The 20,636-nt window shown below is 74.5% G+C and carries 17 protein-coding genes; 8 read left to right on the forward strand and 9 right to left on the reverse strand.

The genetic code is table 11. From position 1 onward, the window contains the following. Window positions 1-24: 24 nt before the first annotated feature. Complete coding sequence (locus ACY0MR_RS26575; RefSeq protein WP_404079967.1) at window positions 25-861, forward strand: hypothetical protein; 837 nt, start codon at window positions 25-27, stop codon at window positions 859-861. Between the two features lie 42 nt (window positions 862-903). On the opposite strand, the gene ACY0MR_RS26580 is transcribed toward ACY0MR_RS26575, so the two are convergent. From ACY0MR_RS26580 to ACY0MR_RS26600, 5 genes are all read right to left on the reverse strand, one after another. Next, window positions 904-2,346 (reverse strand): phytoene desaturase family protein, encoded by a 1,443-nt coding sequence (locus tag ACY0MR_RS26580; protein WP_403316255.1) that lies wholly within the window; start codon window positions 2,344-2,346, stop codon window positions 904-906. Between the two features lie 41 nt (window positions 2,347-2,387). Next, window positions 2,388-3,035 (reverse strand): DUF4126 domain-containing protein, encoded by a 648-nt coding sequence (locus tag ACY0MR_RS26585; RefSeq protein WP_361863671.1) that lies wholly within the window; start codon window positions 3,033-3,035, stop codon window positions 2,388-2,390. Window positions 3,036-3,388: 353 nt separating this feature from the next. Continuing rightward, entirely contained in the window at window positions 3,389-3,997 is a 609-nt protein-coding gene (locus ACY0MR_RS26590; protein WP_209494331.1) for a TetR/AcrR family transcriptional regulator, read from the reverse strand. Between the two features lie 43 nt (window positions 3,998-4,040). Continuing rightward, complete coding sequence (locus tag ACY0MR_RS26595) at window positions 4,041-6,137, reverse strand: YhgE/Pip family protein (RefSeq protein ID WP_388802218.1); 2,097 nt, start codon at window positions 6,135-6,137, stop codon at window positions 4,041-4,043. Then, window positions 6,109-7,170: an ATP-binding cassette domain-containing protein gene (locus ACY0MR_RS26600; RefSeq protein WP_473555791.1), complete on the reverse strand. Its 1,062-nt coding sequence runs from the start codon at window positions 7,168-7,170 to the stop codon at window positions 6,109-6,111. The genes ACY0MR_RS26595 and ACY0MR_RS26600 overlap by 29 nt, the downstream gene beginning before the upstream one ends. 163 nt (window positions 7,171-7,333) lie before the next feature. Here ACY0MR_RS26600 and ACY0MR_RS26605 point away from each other — a divergent pair, with 163 nt between their 5' ends. The 3 genes from ACY0MR_RS26605 (at window position 7,334) to ACY0MR_RS26615 (ending at window position 9,464) form a co-directional block, all read left to right on the forward strand. Then, window positions 7,334-7,852, forward strand: a complete 519-nt coding sequence (locus ACY0MR_RS26605) for an SAV_6107 family HEPN domain-containing protein (protein WP_388802224.1) — start codon at window positions 7,334-7,336, stop codon at window positions 7,850-7,852. A 140-nt stretch (window positions 7,853-7,992) separates the two neighbouring features. Continuing rightward, window positions 7,993-8,781 (forward strand): class I SAM-dependent methyltransferase, encoded by a 789-nt coding sequence (locus ACY0MR_RS26610; RefSeq protein WP_473555794.1) that lies wholly within the window; start codon window positions 7,993-7,995, stop codon window positions 8,779-8,781. A 272-nt stretch (window positions 8,782-9,053) separates the two neighbouring features. Then, a complete protein-coding gene (locus ACY0MR_RS26615; RefSeq protein ID WP_361852971.1) occupies window positions 9,054-9,464 on the forward strand; it encodes a DUF3040 domain-containing protein in 411 nt (136 codons plus the stop codon). Between the two features lie 163 nt (window positions 9,465-9,627). Here the strand turns inward: ACY0MR_RS26615 and ACY0MR_RS26620 are convergent, their stop codons facing one another. From ACY0MR_RS26620 to ACY0MR_RS26635, 4 genes are all read right to left on the reverse strand, one after another. Continuing rightward, a complete protein-coding gene (locus ACY0MR_RS26620) occupies window positions 9,628-12,048 on the reverse strand; it encodes a transglutaminase TgpA family protein (protein ID WP_473555797.1) in 2,421 nt (806 codons plus the stop codon). Beyond that, window positions 12,045-13,397, reverse strand: coding sequence for a DUF58 domain-containing protein (locus tag ACY0MR_RS26625; protein ID WP_392863067.1), 1,353 nt, complete (start codon window positions 13,395-13,397; stop codon window positions 12,045-12,047). The genes ACY0MR_RS26620 and ACY0MR_RS26625 overlap by 4 nt, the downstream gene beginning before the upstream one ends. Next, entirely contained in the window at window positions 13,397-14,413 is a 1,017-nt protein-coding gene (locus tag ACY0MR_RS26630; protein WP_404079955.1) for an AAA family ATPase, read from the reverse strand. The genes ACY0MR_RS26625 and ACY0MR_RS26630 overlap by 1 nt, the downstream gene beginning before the upstream one ends. Window positions 14,414-14,558: 145 nt before the next feature. Further along, window positions 14,559-15,122, reverse strand: coding sequence for a beta-class carbonic anhydrase (locus tag ACY0MR_RS26635; protein WP_361860819.1), 564 nt, complete (start codon window positions 15,120-15,122; stop codon window positions 14,559-14,561). 327 nt (window positions 15,123-15,449) lie between these two features. On the opposite strand from ACY0MR_RS26635, the gene rsmH reads away from it, so the two are divergent. The 4 genes from rsmH to ACY0MR_RS26655 are packed head-to-tail and all read left to right on the forward strand — an operon-like array spanning window position 15,450 to window position 20,632. Next, entirely contained in the window at window positions 15,450-16,406 is a 957-nt protein-coding gene (gene rsmH, locus ACY0MR_RS26640) for a 16S rRNA (cytosine(1402)-N(4))-methyltransferase RsmH (protein WP_361860821.1), read from the forward strand. Further along, window positions 16,403-16,936, forward strand: coding sequence for a cell division protein FtsL (gene ftsL, locus ACY0MR_RS26645; protein WP_388802240.1), 534 nt, complete (start codon window positions 16,403-16,405; stop codon window positions 16,934-16,936). Before rsmH ends, ftsL begins: the two co-directional genes overlap by 4 nt. 8 nt (window positions 16,937-16,944) lie before the next feature. Beyond that, window positions 16,945-18,927 (forward strand): peptidoglycan D,D-transpeptidase FtsI family protein, encoded by a 1,983-nt coding sequence (locus ACY0MR_RS26650; protein WP_388802803.1) that lies wholly within the window; start codon window positions 16,945-16,947, stop codon window positions 18,925-18,927. Between the two features lie 16 nt (window positions 18,928-18,943). After that, window positions 18,944-20,632 (forward strand): UDP-N-acetylmuramoyl-L-alanyl-D-glutamate--2,6-diaminopimelate ligase, encoded by a 1,689-nt coding sequence (locus tag ACY0MR_RS26655; protein ID WP_388802243.1) that lies wholly within the window; start codon window positions 18,944-18,946, stop codon window positions 20,630-20,632. The last annotated feature ends 4 nt before the right edge of the window (window positions 20,633-20,636 follow it).

A 20,636-nucleotide genomic window follows, 5' to 3' on the forward strand; every position in this document is an offset into this window, starting at 1 on the left:
GACCGTGGAGAGGGGCGGCGGGGCATGGGGTGGACGGTCCTCTACATCGCGTTCGGCGTGGTCGCGTTGTGGCTGCTGGGGGAGGTGCTGCTCCAGTACAAGGCGCGGCTGCGCTGGCGCGTGCTCGCCTTCTGCGGCTTCCTCGGCGTGGTCCTCGGCGTCCTCACGTCCATGGTGGCGGTCATCATCGCCGGAGCCGTCGCGTTCGCCGTCGGCCAGACCTATGTGACGCTCTCCTTCCGCCGCGGCTTCTCGACCGGCTGGGCGCTCGGCGGCAACCCCGGCGCGAGCCGCCGCCGCCGGTCGGCCCCGCCCGCGCAGGCCGGGCCCACCCTGGAGGTCACCGAGCTCTCCTACGAGACCGACGAGGCCCCGTACCCCGGGCCCGACGGTGCCGAGGCCCCGCCCGCCGCGGAGGCCACCGCCGTCTACGAGCCCCTGCCGATGCCCGAGGACACCGGCCAGTACGGCGTCTACACCCGGGGTCAGGAAGCGTCCCACGGCGCCGCCCCGGACCCCGGCACCGGCTACGAGACGGGCTACCAGACCGGGTACGACCCCTACGCGCCGTCGTACGAGCAGCAGCAGCCCGCCTACGACTACGGCCAGGGCGCCGGACAGCAGCAGTACGCCGCCTACTCCGACCCGTACATCGGCCCCGGGACGGACGGCCAGCAGTACGGCTCCTACTACAGCGACCCGTACGCCCCCTCGTACACCTACGACACCCCGCCCGGCGGGGTCTGGGTCCCGCAGCAGCGCGACACCGACCAGGCCCCCCAGCCGCAGCAGCAGCCGCAGGGCCCGGGCCACTACGGCTACGAACCGCACCCGGACGACCAGCAGCAGTACCGCTACTGAACGACCGCGGGGCCCGGCGCGTCCGCCGGGCCCCGCGGCCGTCTACCGGGAGCCGCGGAAGTCCGCGCCCTCGACGACGAAGCCCGCGACCAGCGCCCCCGACATGCCCGCGTGGGCGAGCCCGCCGCCCGGGTGCGCCCAGCCGCCCGCGAGCCAGAGCCCCGGCAGCGGGGACAGGGTGCCCGCGGGGAGCAGCCGCCCGCCGGCGCCGGCCAGCGCGGGCCCCGGCACCTCGGCCACGCCCGTGTCGTGCCGCACGTCCTCCGGAGTGCGCACGTGCCGCCACAGCAGCCGCTCCGGCAGGCCCGGGACGGCCTGCCCGGCCGCCTCCACCATCCGGTCGGCGAAGGCCTCCCACGCGGCCGCGTCCCGCTCCGGGGACGTGGGCACGGTCGCCGTGACCGTGACCGCCTCGTGCTCCGCGTCCGGACGCAGCGCCGGGTCGTCCGGGCGCAGCACCGTCACCTCCGGCCGCCCGCCCGTCCCGTGGACGACGGTGCGGTGGACCGCGTCCGCCTCGCGGGCGCCGCGCAGCGCCAGACAGACCGTCACCCGGCTCGTGCCGACGGACTGGTGACGCGTCGGCGCTTCGCCGGACATCCGGGCGACGACGCGGTCGCGGCGGAGGGCGGGCACCGGGACGCCCGAGACGACCTGGTCGGCCTCGACGGTCCCGCCGCCCGCGAGCCGTACGCCCGCCGCCCGGCCGTCCTTCTCCAGGACCTCCTCCACGGGCGTGTCGAAGACGAACGCGACACGCCGCTCCAGGCAGCGCTCGTACACCGCGTCGGCGAGGGCCCGCAGGCCCCCGCCCACGTACCAGCTGCCGAAGGTCTGCTCCATGTACGGCAGGACGGCGGCCGAGGCCGGGGCCGTCGCCGGGTCGAAGCCGTACGCCCACGCGTACGCGTCCAGCAGGGCGGCGAGCCGCGGGTCCCGCAGCTCCCGTGCCCCGACCTGCGCGAGCGTCGTCGTCGGGCGGCGCAGCAGGCCCGCCTTCGGCGCCGGGTAGGGCTCGCGGGCCAGCGGCGCCGGGTCGGCGGGCTGCGGCTCCTCCAGGAGCGGGCGGCGGGTGCGGTCCCAGGCCTCGCGGGCCCGCACCAGGAAGTCGCCCCAGCGCTCGCCCGCGCCCGCGCCGAGCGCGGCGTCCAGGGCCGCGACCGTGCCGGCCCGGGAGGCGTTCGGCAGGTCCACGCGGGTGCCGTCGGCGAAGACGTGACGGCTCGCCGGGTCGACCTGCGTCAGCGTGACGCAGGCCTCCAGCGGCTTCTTGCCGGTCTTCACGAACAGGTCCCGGTACACGGCCGGCAGGTGCAGCAGCCCCGGGCCCGTGTCGAAGGCGAACCCGTCGCGCGCGTAGCGGCCGACCGCCCCGCCGTACGTCGCCGCCCGCTCGTACACCGTCACCCGGTGGCCCGCCACGGCCAGCCGGGCCGCCGCCGCCATGGCGCCGAGACCCGCGCCGATCACCACAATCCGTGCCATGCGGCGACCCTATCCGGCGCCCCGGACGGACCCGAACGGGCTCAGAAGTGTTCCGAGCCGTCCCCGGACGGCGGTCTGGCGCGGGCGTGCGCCTCGGCGTCGGCAAGACGTCTCTCCTCGCGCCGCTGGGACCTGCGGCGCAGGAAGCGCCGGATCCGCTGGGCGAGGAAGACCAGTATCACCAGGCCCCCGAGGAGCAGGGCGCCCGCGATGCTCGCCGCCGCCACGGGGTGGAAGATCGCGAAGGTGACGACGGCCGCCACGCCGAGGTCCTCCGCCAGGCTCAGGGCGACGTTGGAGAACGGCTCGGGCGACGTGTTGACCGCCATCCTCGTCCCGGCCTTGACGAAGTGGCTCAGCAGCGCCGTCGTACCGCCGACCGCGCCCGCGGCGAGCTCCGGCAGCGAGCCGTTCTGCCCGGCGAGCAGGGCGCCGACCACCGCGCCCGCGATCGGCCGGATCACCGTGTGGACGGAATCCCATATCGAGTCGACGTACGGGATCTTGTCCGCCACCGCCTCGCACAGGAAGAGCACGCCGGCCGCGACGAGGACATCCGTGCGCTGCAAGGACTCGGGCACCTCGTCGGTGAGCCCGGTCGCGCCGAAGACGCCGAACAGCAGGACCACCGCGTACGCGTTGATCCCGCTCGCCCAGCCGCTGGTGAACACCAGAGGGAGTACCGACACGCCCGCGATCGTAACCAGTCTGAGTATCCGTACCTAGGGCGCGAGATGAGTAGGTACGCGGATGAGCGGCGGACGCCGAGACGGAAGAGTGGAGTCCACGGAAGGGGCGCGGCCCCGGGGACCGCCGACACGGGGCGGCGGAACCGGGGCCGCGTGCCTGCCGCAACGGGGCACGGGGGTGTCACGGGGGACGTACGGCGAAGGCCGGCCGGACGGGGCTCGGGGGGATCGAGCCTCGACCGGCCGGCCTTCGCCGCGCCGTGTGCCGTGTTTCGTGGGGCGGGGCCGTTTTTCGTGGGGCGGGGCCGTGCCGCCGGGCCGGGCGCGCGGCCCGGGGCCGGGCGGCGGACCGCTCAGCGGCCGCCCACCCGGCCGTGCAGCAGCCGGGACAGCGCCGCGTGCACGTCGTCGAGCGAACGCTCGCTCTGGAAGGCCTGCCAGTCGAGCGCGGCCACCAGCACCATCCCCACCAGCGCCGCCGCCGTCAGCTGGACGTCGATCTCGTCGCTCAGCTCCCCGGCCGCGACCGCCTCGCGCAGCACCCCCTCGACCACCGCCACGGCCTCCTGGCGGACGACCAGGAGCGTCGAGTTCCAGGCCCGGTTGGTGCGCCAGAGCTCGGCCACGTACAGCTGGGTGAAGGCCGGGTAGCGGTCGATGAAGACGAGGCCGGCCCGGATCATCGCGTCCAGCGCGTCGATCCGGCTCCCGCCGCGCCCGGCGGTCTCCTCGGCCGCCGTCCGCAGCGAGGCCGTCAGCAGCGACACCCCGTGGCGCAGCAGCTCCTCGAAGAGCTCGGTCTTGCTCTTGAAGTTGTAGTAGACCGTGCCCTTGGCCACGCCGGCCCGCTCGGCGATCTCGTCCACCGTCGTCGCGGAGAATCCCTGCTCCGCGATGAGGGTGACGGCCGCCTCGTAGAGCTTCGCGCGGGTGGCCTGGCGTCGGGTGCTGCTGCTGTCCATGGGGTCGATTCTCACAGGTGTCGCGGGTCTCACCGGCCCGGTCTCACAGGGTCAGTTCGGGGTGGAGCCGGTCCAGCGTCCAGACCTGCTTCCGGCGGGCGGACACGGCGGTCAGGGCCAGGGCGCCCAGGGTGAACGCGGTGAGCACCGCGCAGGCCTGCCAGACGGGCCCGATGCCGCCGCCCGTGATGAGCCGGCGCAGCGCCTCGACCACGTAGGTCATCGGCAGGAACGGGTGGACGGCGTTGAAGAAGCCCGGACTGGTCTGGACGGGGTACGTGCCGCCCGCCGAGGTCAGTTGGAGCATCAGCACCGCGAGGACCAGGATCCGGCCGGCCGCGCCGAAGCGGGCGTTGAGCCACTGGATGATCGCGGAGAAGCAGCAGGTGACCAGGGCGAGGAAGCCGACCGTCCCGGCGGCACGGGCCATCTGCAGGCCGAGGCCCCAGTGCAGGACCGACATGAGGGCCGCGACCTGGAGGACGCCGATCGCCGCCACCGGGAGCCAGCCCGCGAGGGCGATCCGCCAGGCGGAGCCGCCGGCGGCCAGCGCGCGCCGGTTCAGCGGCTGGATGATCATGTACGCGACCATCGCGCCGACCCAGAGGGAGAGCGGGATGAAGTACGGGGCGAAACCGGTGCCGTAGTTCGGCGCCTTGTGCAGCGACTGGGAGGCCAGCTGCACGGGATCGGCCATGACCTCGGTGCGCCGGTCGCGGTCCTGCGCGTCGTAGTCGGGGATCCGGTCGACCCCGTCCTTCAGACCGGAGGCGAGCGTGCCCGAGCCGTCGGCCAGCTTGAACAGGCCGCCGTCGAGGGCGCCCGCTCCCTTCTTCAGCTTCCCGACGCCGGTGTCGAGGCTCACGGAGCCGGCCTTGGCGCCGGTGATGCCGGTGTGCAGCTTCTCCGCGCCCGCGGCGACCTTCTTCGCGCCCGTGTTGAGCTCGTTGATCTTCCGGATGGCGTCCGAGACGTCCTGGTCGAGGTGCGGGGCGCGGGCGGCCAGCTCGTCGGCCTGCCGCGTGAGCTTCGCGAGCCGCGCGTCGAGGGTCTTGAGGTCGCCCGTGCTGCCCTTCGTCAGCTCGTGCACGTCGTCCGCGATGGTGGCGACGTCGCCGGCCGTGACCGAGGCCTCCTTGAGCTTGGCGCAGACGGTGGGGAACGCTGCGGCGGCCTCGGGCTTCGCCACGCACTCCGCCTGGTGGGCCTTGGCCAGCTCGTCGTCGGCCAGGTGCGCCGCGCTGCGGATCACCGGGGCGCGCTTCACCAGGTCGTCGAGGTTGTGGCGGACGGCGGTGGCGGAGTCCGAGACGAGGCGGGCGGTGTCCCGGATCGACTTGCCGTTGTTCGCCAGGTAGGGGCGGACCTTGTCGGCGGTGCCGTTCACCTTGTCGGCGAGGGACTGCGTGCCGGCGGCCACCTTGCGGGAGCCGCTCTCCAGGTCCTTCGCGCCCTTGTCCAGCTTTTTCATGCCGGCGGCCAGGTCGCCGCTGCCGTCCTTGGCGTCCTTGAGGCCGTTCGCCAGGTCCTTCGAGCCCTTCTTCGCCTTGTCCACGCCCTGCTTGAGGTCGCCCGCGCCCTTCGCCGCCTTCGCGGTGGCGTCGTGGATGTCGGAGAAGGAGATGAAGATCTTGTCGAGGAAGGTCCGGGAGGACTTGGTGGAGGCGGCGGTGCGGACCTCGGAGAACACCGTCCGGGATATCTGGCCGACGATGTAGTTGTTGGCGTCGTTCGTCCGCACCCGCAGGGCGCCGGTCTCGGGGGAGTCGCCCGAGCTGGAGGCGATGCGCGAGCTGAAGTCGCCGGGCATGGTCAGGGACAGGTAGTACGTGCCGTCCTCCACGCCCTTGCGCGCCTCGGCGTCGCTGACCCGGTGCCAGGCGAAGGTGCTGCTGTCCAGCAGCCCCCGGGTGATGTCGTCACCGGCGTTGATCTTCTTGCCGTCGGCGGTGGCCCCGCGGTCCTCGTTGACGAGGGCGACGGGGATCTTGTCGAGCCTGCCGTACGGGTCCCAGAACGAGTACAGGTACAGGGCGCCGTACAGCAGGGGCAGCAGCAGGATCGCGACGAGCGCGGCGCGCGGCAGCTTTCCCCTGCCGAAGCGCTTCAGCTCAAGCGCGGCCAGTTTCGGCGAGCGCATCGGCCGTCCCCTCCTCGGTCGTGTCTTCGGTGGCGCCGTCGGTGGCGCCTTCGGTGCGTCCGGCGGCGGGCGCGGTGTCCGCGGACGGGGCGGCGGGTGCGCCGGTGCCGTCGGCGGGGGCGTCGTCCGCGGCCCCGGCCCCGGAGTCCGCCGCGGCCTTCGTCAGGAGGGCGGCCTTCGGCTGCGGCTTCGTCTCCGTCTTCGGCCGCGTCTTCGCCTTCGCCTCGGGCTCGGGCCCGGTGTCCGCGTCATCGGCGCCGGCGGGCGTACCCGCGTCCCCGCTGTCGGCCGCCGCTCCGGCGGCGTCGGTGGCGTCGGTGGCGAGCGTGGTGATCCGCAGGGCGTCCTCGGGGGCCTCGCTGCACACCGCCAGGACGGTGGTCCCGGAGTCGGCCACCGAGCGCAGCAGCGCCCAGGCCTCGGCGCGGTCGGCGTCCGAGAGCTTCAGGTCCGCGTCGTCCACGGCGAGCAGTCGCGGCCGGCCCATGAGCGCCAGGGCGATCGAGAGCCGAAGGGCCTCCAGGCGCTCCAGATCGCGTACGGAGGTCCGGTCGCCCTTCGGCAGGGCGGCCAGGTCGAGACCCGAGGCCGCCACGGCCTCGTCGATCCGGGCCCGGGCCGCCGCGCGCCGCTCGGACGGGCGGCGCAGGAACGTGCGGACGGAGCCGTCGAAGCGCCGCTGGAGCAGGGCCCGCTCGCCCAGGTGCTCGGCCACCGTGAAGGCGGGGTCGAGCTCGCTGACGCCGGGGACGTGCCCGAGGGCGCTGATCCGGCGCACCGCGGCCATCTTCCGGGGCAGCGGCAGGCCGCCCACCTCCGCGGTGCCCTCCTTGGCCTTCATCCGGCCGGTGAGCGCGAGCAGCAGGCAGGTGCGGCCCGAGCCCGAGGGGCCCTCGATCGCCACCAGCGCTCCCGGCTCCGCCCGGAAGGACACCTCCCGGAACGCCCAGCCGCGCGGCCCCTTCAGCCCGAAGCCGTCCGCGACGACGGCGGCGCCGTGCGGCCGCTCCTCGGCTTCCGCTTCCGCTCCCACGGGCCCACCCCCCGATTCCCCTTTTGAACTGACTGGTCAGTTCAAAAGCTACCCCCTGAGGGGTACTCAGGCAAAACGCCAGGTCAGAGTGAATGTCAGTGGGGGCGGGCACGATGGACACATACGGCCACGAAGCCGTCACGCGACGACAGGAGGACTCGTCATGGCAAGCCCTTCCGCAGCAGCCGCGCCCCGCCGACGCCCCACCCCCGCGCAGACGGGACCCGCGTCCGACATCCACCCCGTCCCGCGCGCCTCCGCCGCCCCGCCGGCCGCCGTCGACCTCCTCGCCAAGGCCCGGGCCGGCATCGCCGAGGCCGCCACGCTCGACCGACCCCACGAGCGGTACGCCGCGGCCCACCTGGCCGCCCTGCGCGCCGCCGCCGCCGTGCTCGCCGCCCGCGCCATGCCCGAGGTCGGGACCCGCCGCCGACAGCCGATACGGAGCGCCTGGGAGGTCCTGGCCGAGCTGGCGCCCGAGCTGACCGAGTGGAGCGCCCTCTTCGCCTCCGGAGCCGAGCGCAGGGCCCGCGCCGAGGCCGGCATCGCCGGCGCGGCGACCCGGCGCGAGGCCGACGACCTGCTCAGGGACGCCGCGACCTTCCTGCGCCTGGTCGAGCGACTGCTCGCCCTCCGGCCGGTGCTGCCCCGCCAGCCGGGCGCGGACGAGGCGGACGGCTGACCCGGCCGCCGGTCCCGGGAGCCCCTCGCGGTCCCCGGGCCGGCACCGCCGGTCGGGCCGGCTCCGCGGCGTGATCGGCAAGCCACCCCCCAGGCCATAGGGTGGGGGAGTCCGTACCCGTCACCGAGGAGTCAACAGCCGTGCCGGACCCTTCCCCTGTCTTCGGTCGAGAGGCGACCTCGCGCCCGTCGCGTGCCTCCCTGCGTACCGCCGTCGTCTGGGACGTCCTCAAGGACGCCCTCGACCGCCGGGTCGAGGCCGTCGGGAAGGACGGCCTCGACGTCCTCGACACCGGCGGCGGCTCGGGGAACTTCGCCGTGCCGGTCGCCCGCCTCGGCCACCGGGTCACCGTGGTCGACCCCAGCCCCAACGCGCTCTTCGCGCTGGAGCGCCGGGCAGCCGAGGCCGGGGTCGCCGACCTGGTCACCGGCGTCCAGGGCGACGTCCGCGGCCTCTTCGACGTGGTCGGCCGCGAGGGCTACGACGCGGTCCTCTGCCACGGGGTCCTGGAGTACGTCGACGACCCCGCCGAAGGCGTGCGGAACGCGGTCGCCGCGCTCCGGCCCGGCGGCAGTCTCAGCCTGCTCGCCGCCGGCGTCGGCGGCGCGGTTTTGGCCCGTGCCCTCGCCGGGCACTTCACCGAGGCCCGGCACGCGCTCGCCGACCCGGCGGGCCGCTGGGGCGCCGGCGACCCCGTACCCCGCCGCTTCACCGCCGAGCAGCTCGCCGAACTGGCCGACGAGGCCGGACTCGACGTCGGCGCGGTCCACGGCGTCCGGGTCTTCGCCGACCTCGTCCCCGGCGTCCTCGTCGACACCGAGCCCGGTGCCGCCGAGGCTCTGCTGAAGCTGGAGGCGGCGGCGGCCGAACTGCCCTCCTTCCACGCCATCGCCACCCAGCTGCACGTACTGGGCGAGAAGCGCGCCTGAGCTGGACGGCCACCCGTTCGGCGGTGCGGGGCGCGGCACTCCATGGAGTACGCCACAGCCCGCCCGATAACCGGCTCTGCCCCGTATGATCGGGGGACAGCATCCGGCATGACGGAGAAGGGCCTGGGGAATCAACGCCTCAGCAACCGATCCGCATGGCGGCCCGGATTGGCTATTCGGCATTGAGGGCGGGTTTCACGGGGGCGATTCCCTGCCTATCCTGAAAGGGCCGCAAACCGGTCGCCCCCGCGACCGACGACTAGGAGGACTCCGTGCCGCTCTCGGAGCACGAGCAGCGAATGCTCGAGCAGATGGAGCGAGCGCTGTACGCCGAAGACCCCAAGTTCGCGACAGCGCTCGAGGGAAGCGGACTGCGTACGTACACCCGGCGACGGGTCTACCAGGCAGTCGCCGGCTTCCTGGTGGGTATCGCGCTCCTCATGGCCGGAATGGTCGCACAGCAGATCTGGATCAGCGTGGTGGGATTCCTCGTCATGCTGGGCTGCGCGGTCCTGGCGGTCACCGGATGGCGCAAGGCGCCCAAGCCGGGTGAGCAGCAGCAGGCCCCCAGGGGTGGGACGACGGCCGGTGGCCGTCAGACCCGGCAGCGACGCTCCATGATGAACCGGATGGAAGAGCGGTGGCAGCGCCGCCGCGACGAGCAGCAGGGTGGCGGCCACTGACGGCCCCCCGAGCGGAGGCCCCGCGCAACGAGCCTTGAGACGAGCCCCGAGGATTCCGTACACCACGGAACCCGCGGGGCTTCGTCGTGCCGCCGGGCTCCGGGTGGGGAGGCGAGCGCCGTGTGTGGTGCGGCCCGCGGGTACCGCGGGCCGCACCACGACGTCAGGGCGACGTGCGGGGGTGGCGGAGGCGGGTTCGGAGGGTTGCGCGTCGCGCCGACCATCTCGTCGTCGTCTCCGACCACCACGCCGCCGCGGCCCACCGCACCCGCGCCGCGGACCGCGGCGCCAGCAGGGCGAGCAGCCGGTTCCTGCGGTCCGCCGCCGCGTGGAAGCCGGCCCGGATCCGGGCCGCCTCCTCCGCGAGCCCGGACACCGGCCGCGGGTCCGGCGCGTACAGCGCCTCCTCCACCGCCCCCGCCACCCGGTGCACCGCCTCCGCCGCCTCGTCGGGCAGTCCGCCCCGGTCGACGATCCGGGCGGCCGTCCGCCGCGGCGTCTGCGACTCGTCCGGCTCGACCCCGTGGTCCCAGGCCGTGTCGACGATCTCCTCCCAGACCGCGAGGGTCCGCGCCGCCGTCTCCCCGGGGCCGCGCGCCCCGCCCGCCCCGGCGGGGGCGAGCCGGCGGGCCCGTACCCGCCGCCGCCACAGCAGCGGCAGCAGGGGGACGGTGAGGACCGCCAGGACGCCGACGACGGTCAGCGCCACCGCCAGGGGGTCCGGGCCCCCGCCGGACGACTCCGCGCCCGCCACGGCCTCCTCCGGACCGCAGTCGCCGAGCCGGCGCTCCTGCGGCGTGCAGCTCTCCGAGGCGCTCGGCGCTGCGGACGGCTGCGCCGAGGCGCTCTGCTGCGGCTGGGCGGGGCCGGTGGCCGTACCCGAGGGCGTGCTCTCCTGCGTGTACGAGGGGGTGGAGCCCCGGGAGGGGGTCGGCTCGAACCGCGTCCAGCCCGCACCCTCGAAGTACAGCTCGGGCCACGCGTGCGCGTCCCGGATGCCGACCGAGACCGAGCCGTCGGTCTGCGTCGTTCCCGGCATGAAGCCCACGGCCACGCGTGCCGGGATGCCCAGGGAGCGGGCCATCGCCGCCATCGAGAAGGAGAAGTGGACGCAGAAGCCCTCCTTGTCCTTCAGGAAGCGGGAGATCGCCTGCACACCGGTGCCGGACTCGACGTCCACGTCGTAGCGGAAGCCGCCGTCCCGGGCGAACCAGTCCTGGAGCCTCACCGCCTGCTCGTAGTCGTTCCGCGCGCCGGAGGTGATCCTGAGCGCGGTCGCCTTCACGTCGGCGGGCAGCGAGGCCGGGACCCGGGTGTACTCGCGGCGCAGCCGCTCCGGGGCGTCCCCGGCGGCGGCCAGCTGCTCGGACGTCGGCTGGACCTCCAGGCTGGACACGGTGTAGCGGGCGCCGCGGGTGGTCTGCTTGTCGTCGCCGACGAGCATCCGGCCGGCCGGCTCGTACCGCCAGCGGCCGTCGATGTCGACGCGGCCCGCCGGGTACGGCATCGGCAGCCACTTCTGCTCGTACCCCTCGGAGGCCACGAAGTTGCTGGTGACCTCGGTGATCCGGACGCTCCGGGAGAGCCCCTCCGGCCAGGGGAGCTGCCGGGGGACGGCCTCGATCGGGCGGACCGAGGACTTCCACGAGGTGCCGTCGAACTGGTCGAGCGCGACGAGCCGCAGATACAGGCCGGAGGTGTCGCGGGCGTTGGTCCGGTAGCGCAGCACCTCCCGGTCCTCCTGCTGGCGCAGGTTGTCCTGGAGGGAGACCAGCGGGTTCACGGCCGAGATGGTGCCGCCCCGGCCCTCGCCGCCGGTGCCCTCGCCGGCGCCGCCGCCGATGAGGCCGCCGGTGAAACCGGGCAGCGCGAAGGGGACGACCAGGGCGACGCCCATGGCCACGGCGCCGATCCGGCGCCCGGTGCGGGCCGGGGCGAAGGTGGGGCCGCCGGCGGCGACGGCGGAACCGGGCCGGCCGGAGCGCTGGGCGCCGCCGAAGACCCGGCCCCACTGCGAGAGCCGGTCGCGGCCCTCGGCGAGGAGGAGCAGCAGATAGCCGGAGGCCGCGAGGAGGAACCAGAGCCAGCCGGCCCCGCCGCCGGAGAGACCGGCGGCCACCGAGTACAGGGCGAGCAGGGGGAGCCCGGCGGGGGCCGCCTTCCGGAAGGTGACCGCGAGGGTGTCGACCATCAGGCCGATGGCGACCACGCCGCCGACCAGCATGAGCCGGATGCCCTCGGTGTCCGGCGCGGGGATCGCGTACCGGCCGACGTCGTCGGCGCCCGCCGCGAACAGGTCGGCGGCGTGCGTGAGGGCCTGCGGCCCCGGCAGGAACAGCAGGACCGCCTGTTCGCGGGCGAAGATCGCGGTCAGCGCCAGGAGCGCGACGACGAGTTGCGCGAGCAGCGTCAGCGGGCGGGCCAGCGGCGCCCGCCGGGCCAGCGTGCCCACCCCGCTCACCAGGGCGAGGACGAACGCGGCCGTGAAGATCCAGGTGGCCGGCTTGACCAGCGGCAGCAGCGCCCCGGCCGCCATCAGGGTGGCCGCCCAGGCGGCCAGGGTCAGCCGTGCGCGCCCGCTCATGACCATCCTCCGTAGGTGTCGGCCGCGGCGGACTCGGCGCGGACGCCGGCCGCCTGCTGCCACAGGTCCGCCAGCTTGGCCCCGGGCGGGACGACCAGCGCCGTCCAGCCCGCCTCGCGCAGCTTCCGCACCCGGTCCTCGACGGCCCCGGCGACGGCGCCGCCGGTCAGCCACGTCCCGGAGTCCAGGACGAAGGCGACGGCCGCGCCCGCGCGGTGGCGCATCCGGGCGGTGAGGGCCGCCTGCTCCTCGTCGAGGTCGCCGACGAAGGCGACGAGCAGTCCCTCGTCGCCGCCGCGCAGCAGGTCGGAGGCGCGGGACAGGCCGCCGCCCTCGGAGTGGTCGACGACCGCGAGGGTGTCCAGCATCAGACCGGCGGACTCGGCGGAGTCGGCCGCTCCGGCGAAGCCCTCGGAACCCTCGCCGGCCACCGAGGTGCCCGTGTCGGTGACGAGCCGGACCGCGTAGCCGCGCTCCAGCATGTGGACGAGGGCGGAGGCGGCGCCGGAGACCGCCCACTCGAACGCCGAGTCGGGTCCGGAACCCTGGTAGGCGATCCGGCGGGTGTCGAGGAGGACGGTGCAGCGGGCCCGCTGCGGCTGCTCCTCGCGACGGACCATCAGCTCGCCGTAGCGCGCGGTGGAGCGCCAGTGCACCCGGCGCAGGTCGTCGCCGTGCCGGTAGGCGCGCGGGATGATGTCGTCGTCGCCGGCGAGGGCGAGCGAGCGCTGATGACCGTCGCCGTACCCCGAGGCCTCGCCGACGAGCTTCACCGGGGGCAGCGCCTCGGTCCTCGGGATGACGGTGAGGGTGTCGTACGCGCTGAAGGAACGGGTCAGCTCGCACATCCCGAAGGGGTCGTTGAGCCGCAGCTGGAGCGGCCCCAGCGGGAAGCGGCCGCGCAGGTCGGAGCGGACCCGGTAGGACACCTCGCGCCGGCCGCCGGCCTCGACCCGGTCGAGGACGAAGCGCGGGCGGGGGCCCAGCATGTACGGCACGTGGTCCTGGAGCATCAGCAGCCCGGTGGGGAGCTTCGAGACGTTCTCCATCCGCAGCTGGACCCGGGCCTCGGAGCCCGCCTCCACCCGCTGCGGCGTCAGCCGGCGGGAGGCCGCGACCCGGTAGCGGGTGCGGTGCAGCACGAGGACGCAGATCAGCGGCAGCGTGGCGAGCAGCAGCCCGACGCGCAGCAGGTCGGCCTGGCCGAGGACGTACGCGCAGGCGGCGGCCGCCACTCCGGCGGCGAGGAAGGAGCGGCCCCGGGTGGTGAGGCCGCCGAGGGCGGCCCGCAGACCGCCCCGGTCGTCCTCGTCGCCCCGCTGACCGTCCGGCGCGGCAGCGGTGGTCATCACAGCCGCCGGGCGCCGGGCTGCTGGCCGTAGTGCGGTCCGGCGGGCGGGGCCGCGGCCGGGACGGGGGTGCGCTGCAGGATGTCCTGGACGACCTGCTCGGCGGTGCGGCGGTTCAGCTGGGCCTGCGCCGTCGGCAGCAGGCGGTGGGCGAGGACGGGCGCGGCGAGGGCCTGGAGGTCGTCGGGCAGGACGTACTCGCGGCCGCTGAGCGCGGCGGAGGCCTTCGCGGCCCGCAGCAGGTGCAGCGTGGCGCGCGGCGAGGCGCCGAGCCGCAGGTCGGTGTGGGTGCGGGTGGCGGCGACGATGTCGACCGCGTACCGGCGCACGGCGTCGGCGACGTGGACCGCGCGGACCGCTTCGATCAGCTTGAGGATGTCGTGGGCGTGGGCGACCGGCTGGAGGTCGTCCAGCGGGGAGACCGAGCCGTGCACGTCGAGCATCTGGAGCTCGGCCTCGGCGCTCGGGTAGCCGATGGAGACCTTGGCCATGAAGCGGTCGCGCTGTGCCTCGGGCAGCGGGTAGGTGCCCTCCATCTCGACCGGGTTCTGCGTCGCGACCACCATGAACGGGCTGGGCAGCTCGTAGGTCTGCCCGTCGACGGTGACCTGGCGCTCCTCCATCGACTCCAGGAGCGCGGACTGGGTCTTCGGCGAGGCGCGGTTGATCTCGTCGCCGATCACGATCTGCGCGAAGATCGCGCCCGGCTTGAACTCGAACTCGCGGCGCTGCTGGTCGAAGATCGACACGCCCGTGACGTCCGAGGGCAGCAGGTCGGGGGTGAACTGGATGCGGCGCACCGAGCAGTCGATGGACCGCGCCAGCGTCTTGGCGAGCATCGTCTTGCCGACGCCGGGGACGTCCTCGATGAGGAGGTGCCCCTCGGCGAGCAGCACGGTCAGCGAAAGCCGTACGACCTCGGGCTTGCCCTCGATCACACCCTCCACCGATCTGCGCACCCGCTCCGCGGTGGTGGTCAGATCAGTGAGGCTCGCTCGATCGTCATAGGTGGTCACCCGGCCCTCCTCGGCCTTCCGGAACACGGACACCTGCCCCCGTGGGATCTGCGGAGGGTGTCGTACCCGAGCATTCTTGTTCGCATGGCCGGGTCGTGTCACTTGCGTGCGGACAAGTGCGAGGGAAATGCCGGTCTTTGGGTGTTTACGCCGGGTCGGCGGCCGGGCCGGGAGCGGGGTCGATCTCCCGCAGGAGGCCGGTGGTCACGTCGAAGACGAAGCCGCGGACGTCGTCGGTGTGGAGGAGGAACGGGGAGGTCCGCACCCGCCGCATGGACTGGCGTACGTCCTGGTCGACGTCGCGGAAGGCCTCGACGGCCCAGGCCGGGCGCTGGCCGACCTCCATCTCCAGCTCGTGCCGGAACTCCTCGGTGAGGGACTCCAGGCCGCAGCCGGTGTGGTGGATCAGCACCACACTGCGGGTGCCGAGGGCCCGCTGGCTGATGGTGAGCGACCGGATCACGTCGTCCGTGACGACCCCGCCCGCGTTGCGGACGGTGTGGCAGTCGCCGAGTTCGAGGCCCAGCGCCGCGTGCAGGTCGAGGCGGGCGTCCATGCAGGCGACGACGGCGACGCCCAGCGCGGGACGCGCGTCCCTCCCGGGATCGCCGAACGACGCGGCGTACCGCTCGTTGGCCGCGACGAGCCGGTCGGTGACGGTGGGGCCGGCGGCCGGGGCGCCGGCGGAGGGGTGCGCGGAGGTCGACATGGCACCGACGGTAAGGGGCACCGGCCGCCCGCTCCCGCGGTGAGAACGGACAAAGGGCCCCATCGGGTACCGCTGTGAGCCAGTCCACAGGCCCGGGAGACCCGGCCCCGGACGGGCGAGCCGTCCGGGACGTCCGCCGGCTCCCCGGTGCCGTGCGACGCGCCAGCCGGTTGATTGACCGGCGGGTCCCGTGGACTAAAGTGACGCGGAGTTCACGGAGACAACGAGCGACTTCCGCGGTTTCTCCCCCCGTGTGTGCGGCGGTACCTACGGCTCGGCCTCCTTACCCGCTCGCCCGTACCTCCGCGCCGGATCTGAGAGGGCGCATTGAGCAACGACCGACACGTCCCGGTCATGCTCCAGCGGTGCCTGGACATGTTGGCCCCCGCCCTGCGGCGCCCCGGCGCGGTCGTCGTCGACTGCACCCTGGGACTCGGCGGCCACAGCGAGGCACTCCTGCAGCAGTTCCCCGAGGTGCGGCTCGTCGCCCTCGACCGGGACAAGGAGGCCCTGCGGCTCTCCGGCGAGCGGCTCGCCCCGTACGGGGACCGCGCCACCCTCGTGCACGCCGTGTACGACGAGCTGCCCGAGGTCCTCGACCGGCTCGGCCTCCCCTCCGTCGACGGCGTCCTCTTCGACCTGGGCGTCTCCTCCATGCAGCTGGACGAGGCCGACCGGGGCTTCGCCTACGCGCAGGACGCCCCGCTCGACATGCGCATGGACCAGACGACCGGCATCAGCGCCGCCGAGGTCCTCAACACCTACGCGCCCGGCGAACTCGTCCGCATCCTCCGCGCCTACGGCGAGGAGAAGCAGGCCAAGCGGATCGTCTCGGCGATCGTCCGCGAGCGCGAGAAGGAGCCGTTCGGCAACAGCGCCCGGCTCGTCGACCTCATCCGCGACTCCCTGCCGCAGGCCGCCAAGCGCACCGGCGGCAACCCGGCCAAGCGCACCTTCCAGGCCCTGCGCATCGAGGTCAACCGCGAGCTCGACAGCGTCGAGAAGGCCGTCCCGGCGGCCGTGAAGGCGATCGGCGTCGGCGGCCGGGTCGTCGTCCTCTCCTACCAGTCGCTGGAGGACCGGATCGTCAAGCAGGTCTTCGCGGCCGGCGCGGCCACCACCGCACCGCCCGGCCTGCCGGTCGTCCCCGAGAAGTACCAGCCCCGACTGAAGCTCCTCACCCGCGGCGCCGAGCTGCCCACCGAGGAGGAGGTCGCCGAGAACCGGCGCGCCGCCCCGGCCCGGCTCCGGGGCGCCGAGCGGATCCGGGAAGACGTCCTGTGAGCACGGCGAAGGGGCCGCTCAAAGGACGGGCCGCGCGGCTCGGACGGCTCATGCCGTCGGGGCCGAGCTCGGCCGCCCGCACCCCCTTCGTCCTGCTGGTCGTCGTCCTCCTCGGCGGCGGCCTGATCAGCCTGCTCCTGCTGAACTCCGCCCTCAACCAGGGGTCCTTCCAGCTCAACGAGCTCAAGGACCGGACCACCGAGCTCACCGACGAGGAGCAGGCGCTCCAGCGCGACGTCGACGACTACGCCGCGCCCGACGCCCTGGAGCGGCGGGCCCGCGAGCTCGGCATGGTCCCCGGCGGCAGCCCCGCCTTCCTGGGCCCGGACGGCAAGGTGCTCGGCGAGCCCTCGCGGGCCGCCGCGCCCAAGCCCACCCCGACACCGGTCCGCAAGCCGACCCAGGCCCCCGCCGCCGTGAACCCGGCCGGTCCCGACCCGGCGCGGACGGTGCCGGCGGCCACCCCCGCGCAGTCCGCGCCCGCGGGCGCGCCCGCAGCGCCACCCACCCCGACGACCTCCGGCAGGTGACCCGCACAGTGCCCCCCAAGGAGCCCCCGCGCCGCCGCGTCCCCGGACCCGCCCGGCCCGCGCGCCCCCGGCCCGCCTCCGCCGGGGCCCGCACCTCCCGGCCCGCCCCGCGCCCCGCCGCGAAGCGGACGGCGCCCCGGCCGCCGGCCCGCCGGCCGCGGACCATCCGGCTGGGCAGCCCCCGGCCCCGGCTGCGACTGGTCTCGCTCGGCCTGACGCTGGTCATGACGGCGTTCGTGGTGCGGCTGCTCCAGGTCCAGGCCGTCGACGCCAGCGCGTACGCGGCCAAGGCCGACAAGTACCGCTTCCAGGAGTACACGCTCTCCGCCGAGCGGGGCGAGATCACCGACCGCAACGGCATCGCGCTCGCCGCCAGCGTCGACGCGTACGACATCACCGCCGACCCCCAGCTCTTCACGCCCGAGGTCGCCAAGGTCCCCGACGCCCCCGAGCAGGCCGCCGCGCTCCTCGCCCCGCTCCTGGGCAAGGAGCCCGCGGAGATCGCGAAGAAGCTCCGCACCCCCAAGTCCCGGTACACCCTCCTGGCCCGCAAGCAGACCCCGCAGGTCTGGAACCAGATCAAGGACCTGCGGCGCGTCTACGGCCAGAAGGCCCAGCCCTCCGCCGGCGGCACCGGCGTCAACCTCCTCGGCGGCATCCTCAGCGAGCCCAGCACGAAGCGCGTGTACCCGAACGGCGAGCTCGCCGCCGGGATACTGGGGTACGTCAACGCCGAGGGCAGGGGCGCCGGGGGCGTGGAGTCCATGCTGGACCCCGAACTCGCCGGCAAGGACGGCAAGATCCGCTTCACCCAGTCCGGCGGCCGCCAGGTGCCCACCGCGGGCTCCCAGGGCACTCCCGCCGTCCCCGGCTCCGACATCGAGCTGACGATCGACCGGGACATCCAGTGGGCCGCCCAGCAGGCCATCACCGAGCAGGTGGCGAAGTCCAAGGCCGACCGGGGCTACGTCGTCGTGCAGGACACGAAGACCGGCGAGGTCCTCGCCATGGCCAACGCCCCCGGCTTCGACCCCAACGACCTCTCCGCCGCCAACGCCGCCGCCATGGGCAACGCGGCCCTCCAGGACGCCTACGAGCCCGGCTCCACCAGCAAGGTCATGTCCATGGCCGCCGTCCTGGAGGAGGGCAAGGCGGCCCCCGGCACCCACGTCACCGTCCCCAACCGGCTCCACCGCGGCGACCGGCTCTTCAAGGACGACATCGACCACCCCACCTGGTACCTGACGCTCAACGGCGTCCTCGCCAAGTCCAGCAACATCGGCACCATCCTGGCCACCGGCCAGCTCGGCGCCACCCAGGCCGAGTCGAACAAGGTCCTCCACACCTACCTGCGCAGGTTCGGCATCGGCAGCCCCACCGGCCTGGACTACCCCGGCGAGACCGCCGGCATCCTGGCCAAGCCGCAGGACTGGTCCACCTCGCAGCAGTACACGATCCCCTTCGGCCAGGGCCTCTCCGTGAACGCCATGCAGGCCGCCTCCGTGTACTCGACCATCGCCAACGGAGGCGTGCGCGTCGAGCCCACCCTGGTCCGCGGCACCAAGGGACCCGACGGGCGCTTCACCCCGGCGGACAAGCCCGGGGAGACCCGCGTCGTCAGCGAGCGGACCGCCAAGACCCTGGCCCAGATGCTGGAGTCCGTCGTCGACGACCGGGAGGGCACCGGCACCCGGGCCGCCATCCCCGGCTACCGCGTCGCCGGCAAGACCGGCACCGCCAACCGCGTCGACCCCGAACTCGGCCGCTACAAGGGCTACACCGCCTCCTTCGCGGGCTTCGCCCCCGCCGACGCCCCCCAGGTCACCGTCTACTGCGCTATCCAGAACCCCACCAAGGGCAGCTACTTCGGCGGCCAGATCTGCGGCCCCATCTACAAGAAGGTCATGGAGTTCGCCCTCAAGACCCTCCGGGTCGCCCCCACGGGCAGCGACCCCGCCCGACTGCCGGTCACCTTCGAACCCACCCCGTGACACTCCGGGAGCACCAGTGACAACGATCACCCCCCATTCCGGGAACCGGAAATCGAACTCCGGCGAGGCCCCGGGCTCTTTTGGCCCCCCGCAGGGTGCGCCCGGTACGCTCACCGCCGTGCCACACGCTGATCAGTACCGAACCGCCCCGCCCCGGCCGGAGCAGGCCCGCCCGACACCCCTGGGCGACCTGGCCGCGCAGCTGGGGGTCGACGCCCCCGGAACCGCCGAGATCTCCGGGATCACCCACGACTCCCGTGCCGTGCGGCCGGGCGACGTCTACGCGGCCCTGCCCGGCGCCCGCGCCCACGGCGCGGACTACGTCGCCCAGGCCGCCGGACTCGGCGCCGCCGCGATCCTCACCGACCCGACGGGCGCCGAGCGCGCCGCCGCCACCGGCCTGCCGGTGCTGGTCGTCGACGACCCGCGGGGCCGGATGGGCGAACTCGCCGCCGAGATCTACGGACGGCCCGGCGCCGACCTCCTCCAGATCGGCATCACCGGCACCTCCGGCAAGACCACCACCGCCTACCTCGTCGAGGGCGGACTGCGCGGCTCCGGTCACCACACCGGGCTCGTCGGCACCGTCGAGATGCGGATCGGCGACGAGCGCATCAAGTCGGAGCGCACCACCCCGGAGGCCACCGACCTGCAGGCGCTCTTCGCGGTCATGCGCGAGCGCGGCGTCGACGCGGTCGCCATGGAGGTCTCCAGCCACGCCCTCGTGCTCGGCCGGGTCGACGGCTGCGTCTTCGACGTCGCCGTCTTCAACAACCTCAGCCCGGAGCACATGGAGTTCCACTCCGACATGGAGGACTACTTCCAGGCGAAGGCCGGGCTGTTCACGCCCGCGCGCAGCCGCCTGGGCGTGGTCAACCTCGACGACGCCTACGGCCGCAGGCTCGTCGACGAGGCGACCGTCCCGGTCGTCACCTTCTCCGCCGAGGGCCGCGCCGGCGCCGACTGGCGCGCCGAGGACCTCGTCCTCGGCTCGCACGACTCGACGTTCACCGCCGTCGGACCCGCGGGGGAGCGGATCTCGGCCACGGCCCCGCTGCCCGGACCGTTCAACGTCGCCAACACCCTGGCCGCCATCGCCACCCTCGCCGCCGCCGGCATCGACCCCAAGCGGGCCGCCGAGGGCGTCGCCGCCGTCCCCGGCGTACCGGGCCGGCTGGAGCGGGTGGACGCGGGCCAGCCGTACCTCGCCGTCGTCGACTACGCGCACAAGACGGACGCCGTCGAATCGGTCCTGCGCTCCCTGCGCGAGGTCACCGAGGGCCGGCTGCACGTGGTCATCGGCTGCGGCGGAGACCGGGACACCACCAAGCGCGGCCCGATGGGCGCCGCCGCCGCCCGTCTCGCCGACACCGCCGTCCTGACCTCCGACAACCCCCGCTCCGAGGATCCGCTCAAGATCCTCGCCGCCATGCTCGCGGGCGCCGCCGAGGTGCCCGCGGAGGACCGCGGCGACGTGCTCGTCCTCGCCGACCGCGCCGCGGCCGTCGCTGCCGCCGTCGCCCGCGCACAGCCGGGCGACACCGTCCTCGTCGCGGGCAAGGGCCACGAGCAGGGCCAGGAGATCGCCGGGGTCGTACGCCCCTTCGACGACCGCCAGGTCCTGCGCGAGGCCATCGCCGACCGCTCGCACACCCGGGGTTCCGCGCCGAGCGGAACAGCAAGCCACCAGAACAGTCAGGGATGAAGCA

The sequence above is a fragment of the Streptomyces sp. JN8 genome (assembly GCF_055808075.1).